Below are 20,867 nucleotides of genomic sequence, written 5' to 3' on the forward strand. Positions count from 1 at the left end.
TGTTGTGATCATTGCCAGCTTGACCGGGTTTATGATGGCAATGTCTGGCCTTCTAACGGAACTCCGGCATTGGATCTGGTAAGCTGACCTTCCGAGTAGGTCATGCAGACTGCAATAGCTACCAACTATATCCCTGAGAGCTTCTCTCCTCCTACTTCAACCAGCCCTTCAGGCGGGCAACCGTCTCGCGGCAATCGTTCTCGGAGCCCGCGAAGGACAGGCGCAGGTAATGCGAGCCCTCGATGGGGTCGAAATCCAGGCCAGGCGTCGCCGCAACGCCCGCCTCCTCCAGCATCCGCTTGGAAAATCCGATGGAATCGTTCGTGAAGCGGGCGATGTCGGCATAGATGTAGAAGGCGCCGTCGACCGGATGCATGTCCGTGACGCCGATCCTGGGCAGTTCCTCGAGCAGATAGGCCCGGTTGCGGGCATATCCCGCCTTCACGGCCTCCAGCTCCTCCACCGCATCGAATGCGACGAGCGCCGCGACCTGCGAGAGGTAGGGCGGCGAGATGTAGAGGTTCTGCGCCAGCCGCTCGATGGGCCGCACGAGGCGCTCCGGCACCACGATCCAGCCGATGCGCCAGCCGGTCATGCAGTAGTATTTCGAGAAGGAGTTGATCACGAGGGCATCGTCGTCCGAAGCCAGCGCCGTCGAGGCAGGCTCGCCGTAGGTGAGGCCGTGATAGATCTCATCGGAGACGAACCACAGCCCCAGGCGGCGGCAGGTCTCTCCGAGGGCCGCAAGGGCCTCGCGGCCGATCATGGTGCCGGATGGATTCGCCGGGCTCATGGCGAGAATGCCGTGCAGAGGCTTTTCCGCATGGGCTTTCTCGATGGCCTGCGCGGTCATGATCCAGCCATCGGCCTTGGCGAGCGGAATCGTCACCGGCTCGATGCCCAGCGCCTCCAGGATGTTGCGGTAGGCCGGATAGCCCGGCGCCGTGATCGCCACCCGCTGGCCGGGATCGAGGAGGCTCAGGAACGCCAGCACGAAACCGGCCGAGGACCCCGTGGTGACGACCACCCGCTCGGGGACGACGCTCACGCCGTAACTGTCCCGGTAGTGCCGGGCGATCCTCTCGCGCAGGGCGGCCATCCCGAGGGCCTCCGTGTAGCCGATGCGGCCGAGATCCAGCGCCGCCTTGGCCGCCTCGCGGGCGGCCCGGGGCGCGGGCGCGGAGGGCTGGCCGACCTCCATGTGGATGACGCTGTCCCCTCGCCTTTCCTTGGCGGCGGCGGCGCTCAGCACGTCCATGGCCAGGAAGGACGAGACGCGCTCCATGCGGCGCGCGATGAGGGGCGAATGCGGATCGGCGGGTGCTTTTGTCATGGGAAGGCTCGTATCCGCTCGGGCGATTTGCCTCAAGCCAGTTCGTGGGATCAACGAAGCCGTGAATTGACGCTCTGCCCTCCGACCCGCTAACTGCCACGACAGAACGCTCTCGGCGGCTTGAGCCGATTGGACGGGCCGTTTCCTCCAAAGCCTCCGAAAAGGACCGGATATGCGCTTTTCGCTTCTCAATCTCGGCCGGGCGGCCGCCCTGATCGGCGCCCTGGCAGTCGCGCCGGCGGCCTTGGCTCAGAATGCGGTCTTCAACGAGCAGCAGAAGCAGGCTATCGGCGAAGTCGTGCGGGAATACCTTCTCAAGAACCCCGAAGTCCTGACCGAAGTCATCGCCGAGCTCGAGAAGCGCCAGACCGAAGCGCAGCAGGTCGCCCAGGCGGCGGCCCTGAAGGAGACAGAGCAGGTGCTCCTGAACGCGCCGCATTCCTTCGTCGTCGGCAATCCCAAGGGCGACGTCACCCTTGTCGAGTTCTTCGATTACAATTGCGGCTACTGCAAGCGGGCGATGACCGACCTGCAGGCCCTCGTCAAAAGCGATCCCAAGCTGCGCGTCGTCCTCAAGGACTTCCCCGTTCTCGGCCCCGATTCCGTCGAGGCGAGCCAGGTCGGCCTTGCGGCCGGAAAGCAGCTCAAGGGCGACAAGCTCTTCGACTTCCACACCAAGCTCATGGAAACACGCGGCCGCGTGACCGGTGAACGCGCCCGCGAGGTCGCCAAGGAGATGGGCCTCGACATGGCCCGCCTGCAGAAGGACATGGAGAGCCCCGAGATCCGCTCCGCCCTGCAGGAGAACATGAGCCTCGGCGACAAACTGAGCCTCACCGGCACCCCGGCCTTCATCGTCGGCGAAGTGGTGATCCCCGGCGCCGTCGGCCTCGATCCCCTCAAGCAGGTCGTCGCCAATGTCCGCCATTGCGGCAAGGCCACCTGCGGGTAAATGAGCGTCGCCGGGCTTGTCCCGGCCATGACGTGAGAGAGCACTCTGGAGTCTCCTGAAAGGGGAACCAGCCGCTTATCCCCCCTGCGGAACTCCCGCCAAGCTTGGGGAAGGGCCGGTTTTCCCCTTCCCCCATGCTCGCCTTTTGGCTAAGAGGGCGCTTCGGCTCCACCTTGTGGAGCTTTTCGGAACGCTCTTTTCGCGATGATCACCATCCACGTCCTCAACGGACCCAACCTCAACCTGCTCGGCCGCAGGGAGCCTCAGATCTACGGCAGCGCCACGCTGTCGGACGTCGAGAGGCTCGTGCGCGAGAAGGCGGAGTCCCTGGGGGCGTCGGTCGTGTTCCGCCAGTCGAACCACGAAGGTCAGTTGGTCGACTGGATCCAGGAAGCGGGAGCGCAGGAAGCAGGCATCGTCATCAATGCCGGCGCCTACACCCACACCTCGATCGCGCTGCGCGACGCCATCTCAGGCAGCGGCGCTCCGACGGTCGAGATCCATCTGTCGAATGTTCATGCTCGCGAGGGCTTTCGCCACCGTTCGCTCATCGCGCCCGTCTCCGTCGGCGTGATCTGCGGCTTCGGACCCCTGAGCTATCTGCTCGGGCTCGAGGCCGTCCACCGAGTCATGGTGGAGCGGGCGCGGCAGGCAGTTCCCTCCAAGCACTAGCTCCTCAGGAAGTAGAGGTAAGCCCCATGGCCAAGGAAAACCCTTTCGATCCCGATCTCGTCCGTGAACTGGCGGCTCTGATCACGGACACGGATCTCAGCGAGATCGAAGTGGAGAAGGGCGACCTTCGCATCCGCGTGGCGCGCACGGTCACGGCGACCGTGACCGTGCCGGTCTCCGCCCCCGCTGCCGTTGCTCCCGCACCTGCGCCGGTGATCGCGCCGCCCCCGTCCCAGACCGAAGCCCCCGCGAAGGCCGGCGCGCCCCATCCGGGCGCCGTGCTCTCGCCGATGGTCGGCACCGCCTACCGCAAGCCCTCGCCCGACGCGAAGGCCTTCGTCGAAATCGGCTCCAAGGTCCAGGCGGGCGAGAAGGTTCTCCTGATCGAGGCGATGAAGACCTTCAACGAGATCGTCGCACCGCGCGCCGGCACCGTGACCGCCATTCTGGTCGAAGACGGGACGCCCGTCGAATACGGCGAACCCCTCCTCGTCATCGAATAATCCTTGTCATCGCACAGATTGATTCAGATTGATGTTCGATAAGATCCTCATTGCAAACCGTGGCGAGATCGCCCTGCGTATCCTACGCGCGGCGAAGGAGCTCGGCATCGCGACCGTTGCGGTCCATTCCACCGCCGATGCGGACGCCATGCATGTGCGCCTCGCCGACGAGAGCGTCTGCATCGGCCCGCCGGCCGCCCGCGACAGCTATCTCAACATCCCGGCCCTGATCGCCGCCTGCGAGATCACGGGAGCGGACGCCATCCATCCCGGCTACGGCTTTCTCTCCGAGAATGCGCGCTTCGCGGAAGTGCTGGAGCACCACCGCATCGCCTTCATCGGCCCCAAGGCGGAGCACATCCGCATCATGGGCGACAAGATCGAGGCGAAGCGCACCGCCAAGCGCCTGGGCATCCCCTGCGTGCCCGGCTCCGAGGGCGGCATTTCGGACGAGTCCGAGGCCAAGAAGGTCGCCAAGGACATCGGCTATCCGGTCATCATCAAGGCTGCCGCCGGCGGCGGCGGACGCGGCATGAAGGTGGCGCGCAACGAGGAGGACCTCGTCCATGCGCTCCAGACCGCCAAGACCGAGGCCAAGGCCGCCTTCGGCGACGATGCGGTCTATATCGAGAAATATCTCGAGAAGCCGCGCCATATCGAGATCCAGGTTCTCGGCGACGGCAAGGGTGGCGCAATCCACCTCGGCGAGCGCGACTGCTCGCTTCAGCGCCGCCACCAGAAAGTCTGGGAGGAAGGCCCCTCGCCGGCTCTCAACGTCGAGATGCGCCAGCGCATCGGCGGCGTCGTGGCGAAGGCGATGCAGGAGCTGAAATATGCCGGCGCCGGCACCATCGAGTTCCTCTACGAGGACGGCGAGTTCTACTTCATCGAGATGAACACCCGCATCCAGGTGGAGCACCCGGTCACGGAGATGATCACCGGCATCGACCTGGTGAACGAGCAGATCCGCGTGGCCGCGGGAGCGCCGCTCTCGGTGAAGCAGGAAGACATCAAGATCGAAGGGCACGCCATCGAGTGCCGCGTGAATGCCGAGCATCCCTCGACCTTCCGTCCCTCGCCCGGAACGATCAGCTACTTCCACCCGCCGGGCGGCCTCGGCGTGCGCGTGGATTCGGCCGCCTATCAGGGCTACCGCATTCCGCCTCATTACGACTCGCTCGTGGGCAAGCTCATCGTCCATGGACGCACCCGCAACGAGTGCCTCATGCGCCTGCGCCGGGCTCTCGACGAGTTCGTGGTGGACGGGATCGACACCACGCTCCCCCTCTTCCGCACCCTGGTCCGCAACCCGGAAATCCAGAATGGCCTCTACGACATCCACTGGCTCGAGAACTTTCTGAAGACCGGCGGATTGGGCGATACTGAATAACTTTTCATCGCAATAGGGTTGCGGTATCACTCGGGGCAATGTGAACCGGGAGCAGCCGCGCCTATCGGCGCGGCTGGCAGGTCATGCCTCGTTTTCTTCATGTCGGCTGCGGCGGCGCGCGCAAGAACAGGACCGTGAAGCCCTTCGCCGATGCGAACTGGGAGGAGGTCACCCTCGGTATCGACGAGGCGGTTGCGCCGGACATCGTCGATAAGATGCNCATGCCTCGTTTTCTTCATGTCGGCTGCGGCGGCGCGCGCAAGAACAGGACCGTGAAGCCCTTCGCCGATGCGAACTGGGAGGAGGTCACCCTCGGTATCGACGAGGCGGTTGCGCCGGACATCGTCGATAAGATGCCTGAGCTGGCCAGGGTCGAGAGCGGCAGCTTCGATGCGGTCTATTCATCCCACAACGTGGAGCATCTCTACCCCCACGAGGTGCCGCTGGCCTTCAAGGCCTTCCACCGCGTTCTCAAGAGCGAAGGGCTTGTCGTCGTGACCTGCCCTGACCTTCAGGCGATCGGCGAGAGGATCGCTTCGGGCGACATTCTGAGCCCTCTCTATACCAGCGCCGCAGGACCTGTTTCTCCCATCGACGTCCTCTACGGCTTCAGGCCCGCCATGCAGAAGGGCAACCTCTACATGGCCCATCATACGGGCTTCACGCTCTCCGCCCTCAAGGAGGCCTTCGCCCGTGCGGGCTTCAAGGCATTCTATGGGTTCCGCCGCCCCAATCGGCACGATCTGTGGGGGCTCGCGACGAAAGCCTCCGTGACCAAAGACGAGCTCCGTGAGCTTGGCAAAATCTATCTCACTCCCGTCTAACTTCTTATAATGGCCGTTCTATCTAGGTAAGGCGACCTGCCTTGGATCGGATACGCCATCGGATGAACCGGTCTTCCGACTACACAATCGACATCACACCCGAGATCCTGCTGAAAGCCTATGCAGCGGGCATTTTCCCCATGGCGGAAGATGCCGATGACCCGTCCCTGTTCTGGGTCGAGCCCCGCGAGCGGGGCATCATCCCCCTGGATCGGTTCCATATCCCGAAGCGCCTCGCCCGCACGATCCGCGCGGACCTGTTCGAGATCCATGTCGACCGGGACTTCGACGCCGTCATCGCCGGCTGCGCCGCGCCCGGCTTCGACCGGGAGAAGACCTGGATCAGCCGGCGCATCCGGGAGCTCTACGGGGAACTCTTCGACGCCGGCTACTGTCACACGGTGGAGGTCTATCGGGAGGGCCGTCTCGTCGGCGGCCTGTACGGGGTTCGCCTGAAGGGAGCCTTCTTCGGGGAGAGCATGTTCCACACGGAGCGGGACGCTTCCAAGATCGCCCTCGTCCATCTGGTGGCGCGCCTCCGCCGAGGCGGGTTCTCGCTCCTGGACACGCAGTTCGTCACCCCTCACCTCGCCCAGTTCGGCGCGATCGAGGTTTCGAGGCGCAGCTACAAGCAGATGCTCCGCGCGGCCATGGACCACGAGGCGGACTGGCATTGCTGGCCCCGCGGTGCGGTGGTGAGCGGCGAAGAGGCGCTTGCCGCGATCTGACCCTGTTAATCGTTCGGCCGGTCCGTATTGATGATCGGCGCCTCGAACGCTCCGGGACGCCGGACGGGCTGGCGCCGCGGTTGCCGCGGCTGCTGGCGCAGGGGCGCGGTCTCGACCGCGGGCGGCGGCGGCACGGGCTGGATCGCCGTGGGCGCCATGATGTCTCCCGGCGCGGCGTCGCCCGGTCCGGTCGCAGCATCCTCGATCGGCGCCGGCTCCTCGGGAGCCTCCTTGGGCTCGGCGATGACCTCCACCTCCCCTTTGCAGTCCACGAGCCAGATGTCGTAGACCGGGTGCTCGATGCCGTGCAGGCCCGGGCTGGCGGCGAACATCCAGCCGGAGAAGACCTGGCGATTCGCGCCCTCGGCGGTGTCCTCGACCTCGACGAAGGAGGTCGTGTTCGGGTTCTCGGTCGGCGGCTTGGTGAAGCAGACGCGGGGCGTCATCCGAAGGGCGCCGAACTGCACGGTTTCATCGATTCCGACCTCGAACGAGACGATCCGTCCCGTGATCTTGTCGAGTCCCGAAAAGACCGCCGTGGAGTTCTTGATCCGGTCTGCCTGGGCCGCTCCGATACCGCCGATGAGCAATGCGAGCGCCACAGCCGTCCGCGTCCATCCGAAATTCATAATCGCCTGTCCCCGCCAAGGATGACTTGGCCATACTTCTTCGGCCGAGCCTGGCCTTATCCATGGTCCGACACGCGATAACACGCCAACCATGATGGAAAAAGGGCAAGGGCTGAAAGATGCTCTCCCGGCCCTATGATCGAGGCAACCCGCCTGCCCTTTCGGATCCACCGACGAGACCCGTATGCGTCCCCTACTGAAAGCTGCGGCCGCCCTCGTGAACGGCGCGAGCCTGACGGCTCCGGCTGTATCGGAGCCCGGCCCTCATGCGGTGATCAACGCCGCCGAGGCGCTGCTGCGCGCCTACAAGGCCGAGGACCCGGACGCCTTCCGCCAGCTTCTGGCCCCCTCCCTGCAGGACAGGTATTCCGGTGACGACCTGCGCGGGATCCTCGCGCGATGCAGGGCCCTGACCTACGAGATCGACCGCTTCAGCATCCCCTCCTGGGGGACGCGCTATTTCGGATTCTTCGGCGTCTATGCGGAAATGGCGGTGCTCGAGATGATTCTGGAGATCGACGACAGCGAGAGGATCGTCCATTGGGTGATCACGAATGACGTGAACGCCGGGGATCAGCCTTGTCGGGTCGGTGAGACCGAATAGCCCCCTCGAGCCGGCAGACTGCAGGAGGACCAGCGCTGAGACCGATCGTCCGGTCAGGACAGCAGCGCAGCCAGGCCCCATGCAATGCCGAGCCAGGTAAGAGCACCGAGGACGAGCATGGCGCCGGCGGACACGCCCGAGTTCCGGTCCATCCAGAGCGCCACCATCGGCCTGCTCGGCTGGTCCGATGCGCTGGCGGCGATTTCGGTGGATCCCTCGGAGCCGGTGGTTGAGCCCGCGAACAGAACCGTTCCCAAGCCCCCATACCGAGCGCCACATAGGTTGCGGCATCCAGCCACTCGGCGACGGTACCGGCCTCCCACAGCCAGCCTGCCGCCACCGTGAGCACGAAGGCGGCGGCATTGAGGACCAGCAATCCTCGGGCGATGCTCGTCACGTTCATCGCATGATCCCCCGGACGACTTGCCCCCAACCCTTGCCTGCGGATCAGAGGGAGCAGGTGATGCGTCAACGCAGCATCGGCCGATAAAAACCGAGTGCGGGGGCCCAGCCCCTCGTATTTCCCGCCCGGGATTCTGGATTCTTTTCGTTCCGGAAGATAGCCCGTTCCGTAACGGAATATGGGGGCGATCATGACTGCTGCGATCTCGGTCACACCGAGCGGGAATCCTTCGATTGACGGAATGTTGTATGGCACCCGCTGGGCCGCGACCAACCTCACCTTCAGCTTTCCAACCGCCGCATCGGACCTGTCCGACTACTCGACGCCGCTCAATTCCTCCGACTTCACCGTTCTGACCAGCACCGAGCGCCTCGCTGTTGAGGCGGCACTGGCCTCGTGGAGCAGTGTCTCGGGGCTGACCTTCACCGAGGCTTCCTCCGTCAGCAGCTCGGATCTGCGGATCTACTGGTACAACTCAGGAGATAACATCACCGCCCGCGTCCTCGACTTCCCGGGTGACCGGCCTGAAGCCGGGGACATCCAGTTCGGAGCTGCGCTTGGCCCCACTTGGGATCAGGGCACCTACACAGCCCTGACGGTGATGCACGAGATCGGCCACGCCCTGGGCCTGAAGCACCCCCATATGGCTGCGAACAGATTCCCTGCCCTGGGCGTCACCGAAGATTCCATCGAATTGTCGGTGATGAGCTACCGCAGCTATCTCGGAGGCGCGCTCACAGGCTACAGCGTGACCGACGGGCATTTTCCCCTCGCGCCGATGCTCAACGATATCGCAGCCATCCAGCATCTCTACGGTGCGAATTGGGCCACCAACGCAGGCGACACGATCTACACTCTTGATCCGGGAGCGCCTGTCGTTTTCAGGGCTGTCTGGGATGGCGGCGGCGTCGATACGTACAATCTGGCGAATTACAGCACGCCTCTTATCATCGATCTCCGCCCCGGCGCCTGGAGCGATTTCGGCATGCAACACGCAGTGTTGGACTCATCGTCCAGCAAACGGGCCATCGGGAACCTGGTCAATCCCTATCTCTATCAGGGCGACCTGCGCTCGCTGATCGAGGACGTCTGGGGCGGATCCGGCAACGACCGGATCACCGGAAACTAGATTACCAACGCCCTTACGGGAGCCGGTGGCGACGATACGCTGTCGGGCGGCAGCGGCGACGATGTGCTGGACGGCGGGCCCGGCGCCGACCTCGTCCTCTATGAGGGCCTGCGGGGGCAATACAGCGTTGTCGTCGCTCTGGCGGACGGCTCATTCGAGGTTACGGATCTTCGTACAGGACGGCCGGACGGCAAGGACCTGGTACGAGCGACGGAAGCGTTCCAGTTCCTGGACAGGACCTATTCCATCACGGATGTCGTCCTGGGACAGCCGATCTCCCTGGCAGAGCCGCATCTGCCCAAGGCCTGGGTGAAGGAGAACGGGAAGACCGGAACCGTCATCGGAACACTTTCGGCGACGGAGCCCTATCCCGGCGACACCTTGCGCTTCAACCTGATCGGCGATGCCGGCGGCCGCTTCCGCATCGACGGCAACCGCCTCCTGGTGGCGGACGCCCTCAAGCTCGACTACGAGCAGGCCTCCTCGCACAGGATTACCGTGCAGGTGACGGACGCACGCGGTCTCACCCTCGCCAAGAGCTTCACGGTCGCGATCGGCGATGAAATCTCGGAGATCATCCAGGGTACGTCCGGCGGCAACATTCTCCGGGGCGGCCCTGAGCGCGACGTCCTGTCCGGCGGCAAGGGCAAGGATGTCCTGACCGGCGGCAAAGGCAAGGATGCCTTCGTCTTCGACACCAAGCCTGCCAAGTCCAACGTCGACAGGATCACGGATTTCAATCCGAAGGACGACTCGATCCGCCTTGGCAAAGACGTCTTCAAGAAGTTCACCAAGAAGTCCTCCTTGGAGAAGCCGGCGAAGCTGAGCAAGTGTTTCTTCGAGTTCGCCGACAAAGCGGACGACCGGACCGACTACATCCTCTACAACAAGAAGACAGGCAGGCTCTATTACGATGCGGACGGGTCGGGCTCGAAGGACCCGGTTCAGTTCGCCCAACTCAAGAAGGGCCTGAAGATGACCTACAAGGATTTCTACGTCATCTGACAGGCGTGCCGGACAGGCTCAGGGCGAGCCGGCTGCCTTCCTCGTCAGAACCGCTCCCGCTCCAGCGGGTTGGGGGCGGGCTCCCGCATTGGATTGCCCTCCTTCTCCCGGCGCTCGAAATGGGCGGTGGAGCAGGCATGGGAGCAGAGGAGCCCCCGGTCCGACCAATAGGCCGGACCGTTCTCGATGTGGCCTGCATGGTACTGGAAGTCGGAATGGCCGTAGGGCAATCCGCATTCGACGCAGGTTCGCGCTTGCGGGCGGGTCAGCACGCCCTATTCCCCCGGCGTCCAGGGAACGTAGTCGCCGGTCGCGGCGGGGCGCTTGTTGCTCGACAGCGAAGAGCCCGTGGGGCGGTAGGCCTGCGTCGTGCCGGTCATGTTGGGCACGTAGGGCTTCTCCCACGGGTGCGGCTTATAGTTCTCCTCGCTCGGAGGCACGTCGCCGTTGTGGCAGAGCCAGGCGCGCCAGCCGGGCGGCACCCGCGAGGCGTCGGCCTCGCCGTTATAGACGACCCAGCGGCGCTCGGCGCCCACATTGGTGTCGATGGCCTCGCTCTGGACATAGCGGTAGTACGTGTTGCCGAACTCGTCCTGCCCGACGAAATGGCCCTTGCGCCAGGTATAGAAGCGGGTGCCGAGGGTCTGTCCGTTCCACCAAGTGAAGAACTGGGCCAAAAACTGTTTCATCGCTACGGTGCCAGGGGTTTGTGAAATGGTGCCAGGGGTTTGTGAAATCGCGCGGAATATGGCTTTTGCCGGCCCCGAAGTCCAGCCTCCCGAAGCGCATGGCCCCAAGTGATTCTTAGGCTCGGCCGATTGAGGCGATTCTGCGGCGGTTTTCCTTTATTCACGCCATTTTCCGGCCTGCGGGGCTCCCCGGAGCCGGTCCGCAGGGAACCTGGATCTTGGGTGCGCCGGCAAAGCATTAAGCGTCCGTTCAGCATATCCTCAGGTGTAAATCGTAGCCGGCCGAGCTTGGCCGTTCAGGAATCTCTGTTTGGATTCTGGAAGGAGTCTCCGAGGCTTAGCGGGAGGCCCGATTGTTATCCACAGTTCACACAGTTACACACAACATCTAGTTCGGAACCCTGAGCCGCGACACTAGTTCTTGACGTGAGGCTCGCAACACGACTAGCTTGCCGGGGTGCCGATCCGAGACCGGCGGCCGACCTGAAAGGCCGGTTGAGTTCACCCGAGAGTAAGCGTCAGAGTCCCGTGGCCCATATGCTGCCGCGCGATTCATGACGTCCGGGGAGCGCCGAAACTCGGGCGTGTTGCGTGTGGCGATCCGCGAGAAGGATCGTTGGGGCGTTAAAACAAAACTGGGGCTAGGAGCCGCGAGGTCGTTTCGCGGCCCGGGGACATTTGTCCCTAAACTGAAGGAATTTAACGATGCGGATCGAGCGGCGTTACACCAAGCCGGGGCAGAGCCCCTACTCCTCTCTCTCCTTCCGGCTCGCCACGAGCGAGATCCGCAACCCGGACGGCTCCATCGTCTTCAAGCTCGAGAACATCGAGGTGCCGGAGACCTGGAGCCAGGTGGCCTCCGACGTGCTGGCCCAGAAGTACTTCCGCAAGGCGGGCGTGCCCGCGCGCCTGAAGAAGGTGGAGGAGAACGACGTCCCCTCCTGGTTATGGCGCTCCGTGCCGGACGAGGCCGCGCTCGGCGAACTGCCCGAGGACGAGCGCATCGGCTCCGAGATCTCCTCCAAGCAGGTCTTCGACCGCCTCGCCGGCTGCTGGACCTATTGGGGCTGGAAGGGCGGCTATTTCTCCTCCGAAGAGGACGCCCAGGCCTTCTATGACGAGCTGCGCTTCATGCTCGCCAACCAGATGGTCGCGCCGAACTCGCCGCAATGGTTCAACACCGGCCTGCACTGGGCCTACGGCATCGACGGTCCCGGCCAGGGCCACTATTACGTGGACTACAAGACCGGCAAGCTGACCAAGTCCAAGTCGGCCTACGAGCACCCGCAGCCCCATGCCTGCTTCATCCAGAGCGTCGAGGACGACCTGGTGAACGAGGGCGGCATCATGGACCTGTGGGTCCGCGAGGCGCGCCTGTTCAAGTACGGCTCCGGCACCGGCTCCAACTTCTCGAAGCTGCGCGGCGAGGGCGAGAAGCTCTCCGGCGGCGGCCGCTCGTCGGGGCTCATGTCCTTCCTCAAGATCGGCGACCGGGCTGCCGGCGCGATCAAGTCGGGCGGCACCACCCGCCGCGCGGCGAAGATGGTGGTGGTCGACGTCGATCACCCGGATATCGAATCCTACATCGACTGGAAGGTGAAGGAGGAGCAGAAGGTCGCCGCCCTCGTCACCGGCTCCAAGCTCGGCAACAAGCACCTCAAGGCCATCATGAAGGCCTGCGTGAACTGCGAGGCCGAGGGCGACGCCTGCTTCGACCCGGAGAAGAACCCGGCCCTCAAGCGCGAGATCAAGATGGCCCGCCGGGTCATGATCCCGGACAACTACATCAAGCGCGTCATCCAGTTCGCGCGCCAGGGCTACACCGACATCGACTTCCCGATTTACGACACAGACTGGGATTCGGAAGCCTACCTGACCGTCTCGGGCCAGAACTCCAACAACTCCGTCTCTCTGACGGACGACTTCCTCCGCGCCGTCGAGAACGATGCCGACTGGCATCTCACCGCCCGTAAGGACGGCAAGGTGGTGAAGACCCTCAAGGCCCGCGACCTGTGGGAGCAGATCGGCCATGCGGCCTGGGCCTCGGCCGATCCGGGGCTGCACTTCAACACCACCATGAACGACTGGCACACCAGCCCTGCCGGCGGACGCATCCGGGCGTCGAACCCCTGCTCGGAATACATGTTCCTGGACGACACGGCCTGCAACCTCGCCTCCGCGAACCTGCTGCAGTTCTACGATCGCCAGACCAAGGCCTTCGACGGGGCATCCTTCGAGCATGCCTGCCGCCTCTGGACGGTGGTGCTCGAGATCTCGGTGATGATGGCGCAGTTCCCCTCCAAGGAGATCGCGCAGCTTTCCTATGAGTACCGCACGCTCGGCCTCGGCTACGCCAATATCGGCGGCCTGCTGATGACCATGGGCCTGCCCTACGACTCCGCGGAAGGCCGCGCGCTCGGCGGCGCGATCACTGCGATCATGACCGGCGTGTCCTATGCCACCTCCGCCGAGATGGCGGGCGAGCTCGGGCCCTTCCCGAACTACAAGGCCAACGCGAAGCACATGCTGCGCGTGATCCGCAACCACCGCCGCGCGGCGCATGGACAGGCGGAAGGCTACGAGGGCCTCTCGGTCAACCCGGTCCCGCTCGATCACGCCTCCTGCCCGGACCAGAACCTGATCGCCCACGCCAAGCGCGCCTGGGACCAGGCTCTCGCGCTCGGCGAGAAGAACGGCTACCGCAACGCGCAGTCCACCGTGATCGCGCCCACCGGCACCATCGGCCTCGTGATGGATTGCGACACCACCGGCATCGAGCCCGACTTCGCGCTGGTGAAGTTCAAGAAGCTCGCCGGCGGCGGCTACTTCAAGATCATCAACCGGGCCGTGCCCGACGCGCTGCGCGCGCTCGGCTATCGCGAATCCGAGATCGCCGAGATCGAGGCCTATGCGGTCGGCCACGGCTCCATGCGCCAGGCTCCCGCCATCAACCCGGGAACGCTGCGCGCCAAGGGCTTCACGGACGAGAAGATCGAGGCGGTGGAGAAGGGCCTGAAATCGGCCTTCGACATCAAGTTCGTCTTCAATCGCTGGACTCTCGGCGAGGACTTCCTGACCGGCGCGCTGAAAGTGCCGGCGGACAGGCTCAACGATCCCTCCTTCGACCTCCTGTCGTTCCTCGGCTACTCGAAGGCCGACATCGAGGCCGCCAACATCCACATCTGCGGCGCGATGACGCTCGAAGGCGCGCCGCACCTGAAAAAGGAGCACTACCCGGTCTTCGACTGCGCCAATCCCTGCGGCAAGATCGGCAAGCGCTACCTCTCGGTGGAGAGCCACATCCGCATGATGGCGGCGGCGCAGCCCTTCATCTCGGGCGCGATCTCCAAGACCATCAACATGCCCAACGACGCCACCGTCGAGGATTGCAAGAACGCCTACATGCTCTCCTGGAAGCTGGCGCTGAAGGCGAACGCCCTCTACCGCGACGGCTCCAAGCTCTCGCAGCCGCTGAACTCGGCGCTGATCGCCGACGAGGACGAGGATGCGGAGGACGCCGCGGAGGCTCTCGCCGCCCTGCCCGCCGCCGCCAAGGCCGCGCAGCTGTCGGAGAAGGTGGTCGAGAAGATCGTGGAGCGCGTGGTCGCCATCCGAGACCGCGAGAAGATGCCCGACCGCCGCAAGGGCTACACCCAGAAGGCGGTCGTGGGGGGCCACAAGGTCTATCTGCGCACCGGCGAGTACGACGACGGACGCCTCGGCGAGATCTTCATCGACATGCACAAGGAGGGCGCGGCCTTCCGGGCGATGATGAACAACTTCGCCATCGCGATCTCGCTCGGCCTGCAATACGGCGTGCCGCTGGAGGAATACGTGGAGGCCTTCACCTTCACGCGCTTTGAGCCGGCGGGCTTCGTCCAGGGCAACGAGCGCATCAAGTCGGCGACCTCGATCCTCGACTACGTGTTCCGCGAGCTCGCGGTCTCCTATCTCGGCCGCAACGACCTCGCCCATGTGGACCCGTCGGAGGCAGGCCCCACCACCATCGGCGCGGGCGAAGCCCAGTCGAAGGCGCCGGAGCCCGCCACCGCCGTCGTCTCCCGCGGCTTTACCCGCGGCACGGTCGACCGCCTCATGCTCATCGCAGGCGGGGCCGGAGGTCCGGGCGTGACCCAGCGCACGGGCGGCATGACGGTCGGCGCGAACGCGCTCAAGAGCGAGCTCGCCCAGCCCTCCGTGCAAGAGAAGCCGGTCGGCGAAGCCGAAATGTCCAAGCTCGCCTTCGCCGCTCCCGCAGCCGCCCCGTCGATCGCCGACAAGCGCGCCGAGGCCAAGATGAAGGGCTATGTCGGCGAAGCCTGCCCCGAATGCGCCAACTTCACGCTGGTGCGCAACGGGACGTGTCTGAAGTGCGATACGTGCGGTTCTACTACCGGGTGCTCTTGATTATTCCGAGTGTGCTTGTGGCCGTCCGCATAGGATGGCCACAATCCAGCAAAGTGCTTCCTCGATGTTCTCGTCAGTTCGCCTCACCTGAGTCTCGCAAGAACCGGCGCCGTGAGGCGAATTGGAAGTTGCTCAGAGTGTCAGACTTGTGGATGCACTACCGAGAACCGGTGGAACGCCTGGAGTTGCTGTGTCTGTGGCGGCACGGATAGTTCTTCCCTTCTGAGGGGGTAGTCTTCCCTTCCGCCACCCACAAGGCTTCCTCATGTGCCGAAGAACAGCCATCGCCGTAGCGGGCCCGCCGCGGCGGTGGCGATTACAAGAACCAGAAACGGATGTTGCGTTGAGTCTGCTTGTGGCTTCAGGAGCCTTTGGATTGTGTCGCCTCGGTGAAGGTATGTTCTCACCTCTGAGGCAGATCCTTAGTACTGGCTAAGGATTCGGGACGAAATCCGTCCCGGCGGATCTCATAAGGATTTTCTCCAGGGCGCCATGGGATTACCGCAGTCAAAAGAATAGGCCTCGATAACGAGGCGCCGGCTGTCTCCCGCAGAATCAACAGATCAGACAGCGGGGCAGATACATCCTATGGCGCGGATCCGAAAAGTTGAGATCAGCAACTTTCGTTGCATCAAGCAGCTGACGTGGCTTCCTGATTCAGGCGTCAACTGCCTGATCGGGCCTGGGGATACAGGCAAATCAACAATCCTCGACGCCATCGATCTTTGCCTAGGTGCAAGGCGTTCGCTGCAGCTGACAGATGCCGACTTCTACCGCCTCGATGTCGAGAACCCAATCTCGATCACGCTCACAATCGGCGACCTCGACGATGCCCTGAAGAACATCGATTCCTACGGCTTGTACCTCCGGGGCTTCGATCCCGCCACGGGGACGGTCGAGGACGAACCCGAGAAGGATCACGAGGTCGTCCTTACTCTCAGTCTCACCGTGGAGGGTGATCTCGAGCCGGAATGGTGCTTGGTGTCGGATCGGGCTAGGACCCAGAACTCGGCACGTGGCCTCGTGTGGAGTGATCGGGTCCGTCTTTCCCCTACTCGGATTGGCGCGCTGGCCCAGGCAAACCTCGGATGGCGACGCGGATCGGTTTTGAACCGTCTCACGGACGAGAAGGCCGACGCGACTGCTGCCCTGACAAAGGCAGCCCGAGATGCGCGTGCTGCCTTCGGGGATGACGCTGACAGTCAGCTTTCAAGTACGCTTACCATGGTCCAGGACACGGCAAAGGACCTTGGCGTAGCCGTTGGCACGCGTGTGCGCGCCATGCTCGACACGCACTCAGTGTCTTTCTCGGGCGGGACCATTTCCCTACACACCGATGAGGGCGTGCCGCTCGAAGGCCTCGGCACCGGCTCGACACGCCTCCTGATCGCAGGTCTTCAGCGCAAGGCTGCTGCAACTGCCTCCATCGTCTTGGCAGATGAGCTGGAATACGGCCTCGAACCACATCGGATCATGAGGTTCCTTGACTCCCTGGGGGCAAAGGAAACGCAGCCGCCCCTACAGGTCTTCATGACGACCCACTCGCCCGTAGCTCTCCGGGAGCTGTCGGGTGACCAACTGCTCATAGTGAGAGAGGTAGCGGGAGAACACCAGATCATGCGCCTCGGCTCGGAGAGCGATGTTCAGAGCGCGGTTCGCCTCTATCCAGAGGCATTCCTGTCCAGAACCGTCCTGGTGTGCGAGGGGGCGAGCGAGATCGGCTTCGTCAGGGGCATCGATCAGTGGGCCTACGCAAATGGATATGGGTCGATAGCAGCCAGCGGCGTCGCGCTGGTTGATTGCGGCGGTGGTGACGCCGACAAGCCTTACACCAGAGCGTTGGCGTTTCAACGCCTCGGCTACCGGGTCGGGGTGCTCCGGGACGATGACAAGAAGCCCTCAGCGGAGATCGAGCGCCAGTTCAAAGATTGTGGTGGAGCAGTATTCCACTGGACCAACGCTCGAGCCCTTGAGGACGAGTTGTTTCTCAACCTGCCTATCTCGGCTGTCGGTAGGCTGATCGACTATGCCGAGCAGCAGCACGGTGACCAGCAGGTCGACAGCCAGTTGAGGAGCGAAAGCTCCAACCGGGTCAATCTGGCGTCGGTTCGGCATGATCTTGAGATGGACGCCCTCTCCCTGGAGACGCGAGCCTTCATCGCCAAGGCTTCCCGCAAACGAAGGGCCGGTTGGTTCAAATCGATCACCTGGATGGAGGAGATTGCTCGAGAAATCGTCGGAGATGCTCTGGAATCTTCATCCGGCGAGCTTCGCAACATTGTCTTCGATGCCTTCGGATGGATGCATAATGCCTGAGCCTAGCATCGACCTCCTTGCGATTGAGCGTGGAACGGTCACCGCCCCGGCGGGATGCGGCAAGACCCAGCTCATCGCAGATGCCTTGAAGCGTCATGCCGAGATAAAGCCTATCCTCGTCCTGACCCATACTAATGCCGGCGTCGCGGCGCTCCGTGCACGCCTCGATCGGGCTGGGGTCAGCCCTAAAACATACCGTCTTTCAACTATTGATGGATGGGCCCTGAGGCTCCTGTCGCTCTTCCCTGTGAGAGGTGGCATTACCCAGGAACAGCTACAGCTCACAAATCCAAAAACGGACTATCCTGCGATACGGAAGGCTGCAGTTCGCCTTCTCCGGGACAGCCACATCGACGATATCCTTAAATCGAGCTATGCCCGGCTCATCGTCGATGAGTACCAGGACTGCTCGCTCCCTCAGCACGCCATCGCGGGCCTCGCGGCCCGGACTCTCCCGACCGTTGTTCTCGGGGATCCTATGCAGGCCATCTTCGGCTGGCAGGGCAACGAGCTAGCCGATTGGGAGAAGCAGGTCTGCACCTATTTTCCGTTGGCGGGAGAGTTGAATGTTCCGTGGCGCTGGAGGAACGCCGGTACTGAGGCATTCGGCCAGTGGTTGCTTCATCTCCGGAGGCTCCTCATGAGCGGGACCGCGATCGACCTGCGGGATGCCCCTGGCGAGGTTGTCTGGATACAGCTTAATGGAACAGAAGATCGCACTCTCCAGCTGCGAGCCTGCCAGACCAAGGCGCCGTCCGCCGACGGGAACGTGCTCATCATCGGGAAAAGCACGAGCCCTCCCAGCCAACAGGAGTTCGCCAGCCAGACACCCGGAGCGGTCACGGTCGAGGCTGTCGACCTAAAGGATCTGGTGAACCTGGCCAAGGACTTCGACTTCCACGCGGCAGACGCACTGGACAAGGTGGTCAGCTTCGCGGCCTCTGTCATGACGAATGTCGGTGCGCCTGATCTCCTGCGGCGTGTCGGGGTTCTCCAGCGAGGAACCGAGAGACGCGAAGCCTCTGAAGTTGAGAGGGCAGCGTTACGCTTCGTTGCCGAGCGCTCTCCCCGCACCATGGTCGACCTCCTAGTCGAGATCGGGAAGGATGCTGGCGTGAGAACCTATCGGCCTGCCGTCCTCCGGGCCTGCATCAAGGCTCTCCAGTCGTGTGATGGCGGCACAGGAAACACGTTCTACGACTCCGCGGTCCGGGCCCGCGAGCAGAACAGGCTGCTGGGCCGGCCCCTTCCGCGCCGGGCGGTTGGCAGCACTCTTCTGCTCAAGGGCCTAGAGGCGGACGTAGCTGTTGTCCTCGATGCCAGTGAGCTCGACGCTCGGAACTTCTACGTAGCAGCGACGAGAGGTTCAAGGCAGTTGGTCGTGTGCTCCCGGCAATCGATCCTCACACCGAGAATATAAGACCCCGGAAGGGCCTCACCCACCTCCGATTTCCCAGGTCAGATACGCTCCGCATCACTGGCGTACTGTTACGTTGCCGTACGCCTGCTTCAAGTGATTCCCTAGATCAGTTCAGACGAGCCGCAGCCGCCATCAGATCGAACTCGGTGATTTCATCTCTCCTGGCCTGGGCTGTCCGCCGCGCTGCTTCGTTCACCACCCATTCTACATCGCTCATGGGGCGTCCGGCGAGCTTCGTAGCGATATTGGGCAGGTTCGGCATGTCCGCGTGACGCCGCTCCGCCAGCATATGTTTCAGAGCCAGCTGAACCTCGTCCGGTCCTGGGTAGCCGATCTCAATCGAATGATCGAAGCGGCCACGCCGGAGGATGGCCGGGTCGAGCGCATCGCGGCGGTTCGTGGTAGCGATCACGAGGATCCCGTTCTGGGATGCCTTCTCGACCAGCTTCAGGAGTTCGGTGATCTCCTCGATCTTGTGGTCATGGCTCATCGGTCCCCGGGCGGCCGCCACGGCATCGATCTCCTCCAGCACCACAAGTGAGGGAGCGGCGACCTTTGCCTCGTCGAAAACCTTGCGGAGCGCGACACTCGTCTGGTGAATAAAGGGGCTTCCGACCGCGCCCAGGTCAATCTCGAAGACTGACCAACCAAGCGCGCGCCTGAGCTTGTCAACGGTGTAGCTCTTCCCGGATCCGGGCGGGCCGTAGAGAAGGATGCCGTTCGGCATCCTCACGCCGAGAGCCTCATAGCGCTTCGGATCAGAACTCGGCTCGATGACGTACTCGTTGAAGAACCTCTCAAGCTCAGGCCGGCCAGGGAGAGAGAACGAAATGGGTGTCTTGGAGTGATGGTCCCTTCCATCGGACATGGACTGGATGTGTTCGCCATCAAAGGCAGCCAAGAAACGCTCGATCTCCCGATCGGTGACACTGCCGTTGAAGGAGCGGATCTCGTCCTTCGACAGGCTGGCCAGAGCGACGCCTCCGGTCAGGAGGGCCACCGCCAGTTCCCGACGACCTCCCCTGCCGTCGCCGCTCCGCGTGGAGAGGAGCGCACGACCGGGGAGGATGAGGGCGGACGAGAGATCAACATCTGGCTCGCGCTCCAGGAGGTCCACCGTGGCGGAGGCGATCTCCTCGATTGCATCCGGCTCATTGACTGGTCCCTGCTTCACGCGTTCCCGCAGGGTGACCACCTCTTCACCCGATGCAAACAGCGCAACGAGGAAGGTCTCTCCGGCGTAGTCGAACTCCTGGAAAAGCTGGCGGACATGCGCTGGCTGCCTGGCCAGGTCAATCCCTGCCGGGTCATCAGGCCTAAGTACAAGGGCGGTGCGAGCGTCCTTCCGGCTCGCCACCACCTGATAGCCTGATCCCTCCCGGATGAGACGCCCCACCTCGAGGGCGTCAGAGAGTACGCAGCCGATCGGGAACCACGGAAAGGAATGCATCTGCCTCACCACCGCATCAGGCTGGCCAGGGCGGAAGTCTGTGCTGCCGCTCCGACCCTGAACATGTTGTCGTGCATCCGCGACATGGCGCGGCGCACGCCGTCAATGTCCGCCTGGCTGATGGCCTCCTCGCCGTCCCGGACGAGCCGGTCGTGCAGGTCCTTGTCTATGGCGAAGTGCCTGTCGCCAGCCATGTCCCGGAAGATCGAGACGATGAACTCGGGGCGCCTGTACAGATCCGCCTGGGCCAGAGCCACGGCCTCGCGGAGCGAGGCCTGAGCGTCCTTGATCGCGTCCGGAGTGCCGCGGGCGACGGCATCCTGCGCATGCGCGAAGAGACGATCCGCCTGGGCGTTGAGCTTGGGATCGGTGGTCTGCCTCCTGAGAAGTGATCCTCCCTGAAGTATGGCTTA

At 63.6% G+C, this 20,867-nt stretch carries 19 protein-coding genes; 12 read left to right on the forward strand and 7 right to left on the reverse strand.

Annotated features, from left to right (window positions below; all coding sequences use genetic code 11):
• Positions 1-151: 151 nt before the first annotated feature.
• Positions 152-1,333, reverse strand: coding sequence for a pyridoxal phosphate-dependent aminotransferase (locus LG661_RS17800; RefSeq protein ID WP_230533225.1), 1,182 nt, complete (start codon positions 1,331-1,333; stop codon positions 152-154).
• A gap of 172 nt (positions 1,334-1,505) precedes the next feature.
• Here LG661_RS17800 and LG661_RS17805 point away from each other — a divergent pair, with 172 nt between their 5' ends.
• The 6 genes from LG661_RS17805 (at position 1,506) to aat (ending at position 6,402) form a co-directional block, all read left to right on the forward strand.
• Entirely contained in the window at positions 1,506-2,285 is a 780-nt protein-coding gene (locus LG661_RS17805) for a DsbA family protein (RefSeq protein WP_230533226.1), read from the forward strand.
• 204 nt (positions 2,286-2,489) lie between these two features.
• Positions 2,490-2,957, forward strand: a complete 468-nt coding sequence (aroQ, locus tag LG661_RS17810) for a type II 3-dehydroquinate dehydratase (protein WP_230533227.1) — start codon at positions 2,490-2,492, stop codon at positions 2,955-2,957.
• A gap of 26 nt (positions 2,958-2,983) precedes the next feature.
• The gene (accB, locus tag LG661_RS17815; RefSeq protein ID WP_230533228.1) at positions 2,984-3,460 is read left to right on the forward strand and encodes an acetyl-CoA carboxylase biotin carboxyl carrier protein; all 477 of its coding nucleotides are present in this window, start codon (positions 2,984-2,986) and stop codon (positions 3,458-3,460) included.
• Between the two features lie 31 nt (positions 3,461-3,491).
• The gene (accC, locus tag LG661_RS17820) at positions 3,492-4,850 is read left to right on the forward strand and encodes an acetyl-CoA carboxylase biotin carboxylase subunit (protein WP_230533229.1); all 1,359 of its coding nucleotides are present in this window, start codon (positions 3,492-3,494) and stop codon (positions 4,848-4,850) included.
• Between the two features lie 353 nt (positions 4,851-5,203).
• Positions 5,204-5,674, forward strand: coding sequence for a class I SAM-dependent methyltransferase (locus tag LG661_RS25690; protein WP_456085520.1), 471 nt, complete (start codon positions 5,204-5,206; stop codon positions 5,672-5,674).
• Positions 5,675-5,736: 62 nt separating this feature from the next.
• Positions 5,737-6,402, forward strand: coding sequence for a leucyl/phenylalanyl-tRNA--protein transferase (gene aat / locus LG661_RS17830; protein ID WP_230533231.1), 666 nt, complete (start codon positions 5,737-5,739; stop codon positions 6,400-6,402).
• 5 nt (positions 6,403-6,407) lie between these two features.
• Here aat and LG661_RS17835 read toward each other — a convergent pair whose 3' ends face one another.
• Positions 6,408-7,031: a DUF2155 domain-containing protein gene (locus LG661_RS17835; RefSeq protein ID WP_230533232.1), complete on the reverse strand. Its 624-nt coding sequence runs from the start codon at positions 7,029-7,031 to the stop codon at positions 6,408-6,410.
• A 184-nt stretch (positions 7,032-7,215) separates the two neighbouring features.
• Between LG661_RS17835 and LG661_RS17840 the strand changes: the two genes are divergently transcribed.
• Positions 7,216-7,635 (forward strand): hypothetical protein, encoded by a 420-nt coding sequence (locus LG661_RS17840; protein ID WP_230533233.1) that lies wholly within the window; start codon positions 7,216-7,218, stop codon positions 7,633-7,635.
• Positions 7,636-7,688: 53 nt separating this feature from the next.
• Here LG661_RS17840 and LG661_RS17845 read toward each other — a convergent pair whose 3' ends face one another.
• Entirely contained in the window at positions 7,689-7,892 is a 204-nt protein-coding gene (locus tag LG661_RS17845; protein ID WP_230533234.1) for a hypothetical protein, read from the reverse strand.
• 336 nt (positions 7,893-8,228) lie between these two features.
• Between LG661_RS17845 and LG661_RS17850 the strand changes: the two genes are divergently transcribed.
• Positions 8,229-9,167 carry a M10 family metallopeptidase gene (locus tag LG661_RS17850; RefSeq protein WP_230533235.1) on the forward strand — a complete coding sequence of 313 codons (939 nt, stop codon included), beginning with the start codon at positions 8,229-8,231 and terminating at the stop codon, positions 9,165-9,167.
• Positions 9,168-10,172 (forward strand): cadherin domain-containing protein, encoded by a 1,005-nt coding sequence (locus tag LG661_RS17855; RefSeq protein ID WP_268995486.1) that lies wholly within the window; start codon positions 9,168-9,170, stop codon positions 10,170-10,172.
• 44 nt (positions 10,173-10,216) lie between these two features.
• Here LG661_RS17855 and LG661_RS17860 read toward each other — a convergent pair whose 3' ends face one another.
• Positions 10,217-10,444 (reverse strand): hypothetical protein, encoded by a 228-nt coding sequence (locus tag LG661_RS17860; protein WP_230533237.1) that lies wholly within the window; start codon positions 10,442-10,444, stop codon positions 10,217-10,219.
• 3 nt (positions 10,445-10,447) lie between these two features.
• Positions 10,448-10,861, reverse strand: coding sequence for an NADH:ubiquinone oxidoreductase subunit NDUFA12 (locus tag LG661_RS17865; protein WP_230533238.1), 414 nt, complete (start codon positions 10,859-10,861; stop codon positions 10,448-10,450).
• A 705-nt stretch (positions 10,862-11,566) separates the two neighbouring features.
• Here LG661_RS17865 and LG661_RS17870 point away from each other — a divergent pair.
• The 3 genes from LG661_RS17870 to LG661_RS17880 all read left to right on the forward strand — a co-directional run bounded on the left by LG661_RS17870 (position 11,567) and on the right by LG661_RS17880 (position 19,004).
• Positions 11,567-15,268 (forward strand): vitamin B12-dependent ribonucleotide reductase, encoded by a 3,702-nt coding sequence (locus LG661_RS17870; RefSeq protein ID WP_230533239.1) that lies wholly within the window; start codon positions 11,567-11,569, stop codon positions 15,266-15,268.
• Between the two features lie 588 nt (positions 15,269-15,856).
• Complete coding sequence (locus tag LG661_RS17875) at positions 15,857-17,584, forward strand: ATP-dependent nuclease (RefSeq protein ID WP_230533240.1); 1,728 nt, start codon at positions 15,857-15,859, stop codon at positions 17,582-17,584.
• Positions 17,577-19,004 carry a UvrD-helicase domain-containing protein gene (locus tag LG661_RS17880; protein ID WP_230533241.1) on the forward strand — a complete coding sequence of 476 codons (1,428 nt, stop codon included), beginning with the start codon at positions 17,577-17,579 and terminating at the stop codon, positions 19,002-19,004. Before LG661_RS17875 ends, LG661_RS17880 begins: the two co-directional genes overlap by 8 nt.
• Positions 19,005-19,110: 106 nt before the next feature.
• Here LG661_RS17880 and LG661_RS17885 read toward each other — a convergent pair whose 3' ends face one another.
• Both LG661_RS17885 and LG661_RS17890 read right to left on the reverse strand, forming a co-directional pair.
• Entirely contained in the window at positions 19,111-20,454 is a 1,344-nt protein-coding gene (locus LG661_RS17885; protein WP_230533242.1) for an ATP-binding protein, read from the reverse strand.
• Between the two features lie 5 nt (positions 20,455-20,459).
• Positions 20,460-20,711 (reverse strand): hypothetical protein, encoded by a 252-nt coding sequence (locus LG661_RS17890; protein ID WP_230533243.1) that lies wholly within the window; start codon positions 20,709-20,711, stop codon positions 20,460-20,462.
• Positions 20,712-20,867 lie beyond the last annotated feature (156 nt).

It is taken from the genome of Microvirga roseola, from assembly GCF_020866965.1.
In the GTDB taxonomy this organism is placed as follows: domain Bacteria; phylum Pseudomonadota; class Alphaproteobacteria; order Rhizobiales; family Beijerinckiaceae; genus Microvirga; species Microvirga roseola.

Coding starts and splice junctions, on each gene's coding strand:
- LG661_RS17865 (WP_230533238.1), bottom strand. CDS start 10,861: ATGAAACAGTTTTTGGCCCAGTTCTTCACTTGGTGGAACGGACAGACC.
- LG661_RS17870 (WP_230533239.1), top strand. CDS start 11,567: ATGCGGATCGAGCGGCGTTACACCAAGCCGGGGCAGAGCCCCTACTCC.
- LG661_RS17835 (WP_230533232.1), bottom strand. CDS start 7,031: ATGAATTTCGGATGGACGCGGACGGCTGTGGCGCTCGCATTGCTCATC.
- accB (WP_230533228.1), top strand. CDS start 2,984: ATGGCCAAGGAAAACCCTTTCGATCCCGATCTCGTCCGTGAACTGGCG.
- aroQ (WP_230533227.1), top strand. CDS start 2,490: ATGATCACCATCCACGTCCTCAACGGACCCAACCTCAACCTGCTCGGC.
- LG661_RS25690 (WP_456085520.1), top strand. CDS start 5,204: ATGCCTGAGCTGGCCAGGGTCGAGAGCGGCAGCTTCGATGCGGTCTAT.
- LG661_RS17805 (WP_230533226.1), top strand. CDS start 1,506: ATGCGCTTTTCGCTTCTCAATCTCGGCCGGGCGGCCGCCCTGATCGGC.
- LG661_RS17840 (WP_230533233.1), top strand. CDS start 7,216: ATGCGTCCCCTACTGAAAGCTGCGGCCGCCCTCGTGAACGGCGCGAGC.
- LG661_RS17880 (WP_230533241.1), top strand. CDS start 17,577: ATGCCTGAGCCTAGCATCGACCTCCTTGCGATTGAGCGTGGAACGGTC.
- LG661_RS17800 (WP_230533225.1), bottom strand. CDS start 1,333: ATGACAAAAGCACCCGCCGATCCGCATTCGCCCCTCATCGCGCGCCGC.
- LG661_RS17850 (WP_230533235.1), top strand. CDS start 8,229: ATGACTGCTGCGATCTCGGTCACACCGAGCGGGAATCCTTCGATTGAC.
- accC (WP_230533229.1), top strand. CDS start 3,492: ATGTTCGATAAGATCCTCATTGCAAACCGTGGCGAGATCGCCCTGCGT.
- aat (WP_230533231.1), top strand. CDS start 5,737: ATGAACCGGTCTTCCGACTACACAATCGACATCACACCCGAGATCCTG.
- LG661_RS17875 (WP_230533240.1), top strand. CDS start 15,857: ATGGCGCGGATCCGAAAAGTTGAGATCAGCAACTTTCGTTGCATCAAG.
- LG661_RS17885 (WP_230533242.1), bottom strand. CDS start 20,454: ATGCATTCCTTTCCGTGGTTCCCGATCGGCTGCGTACTCTCTGACGCC.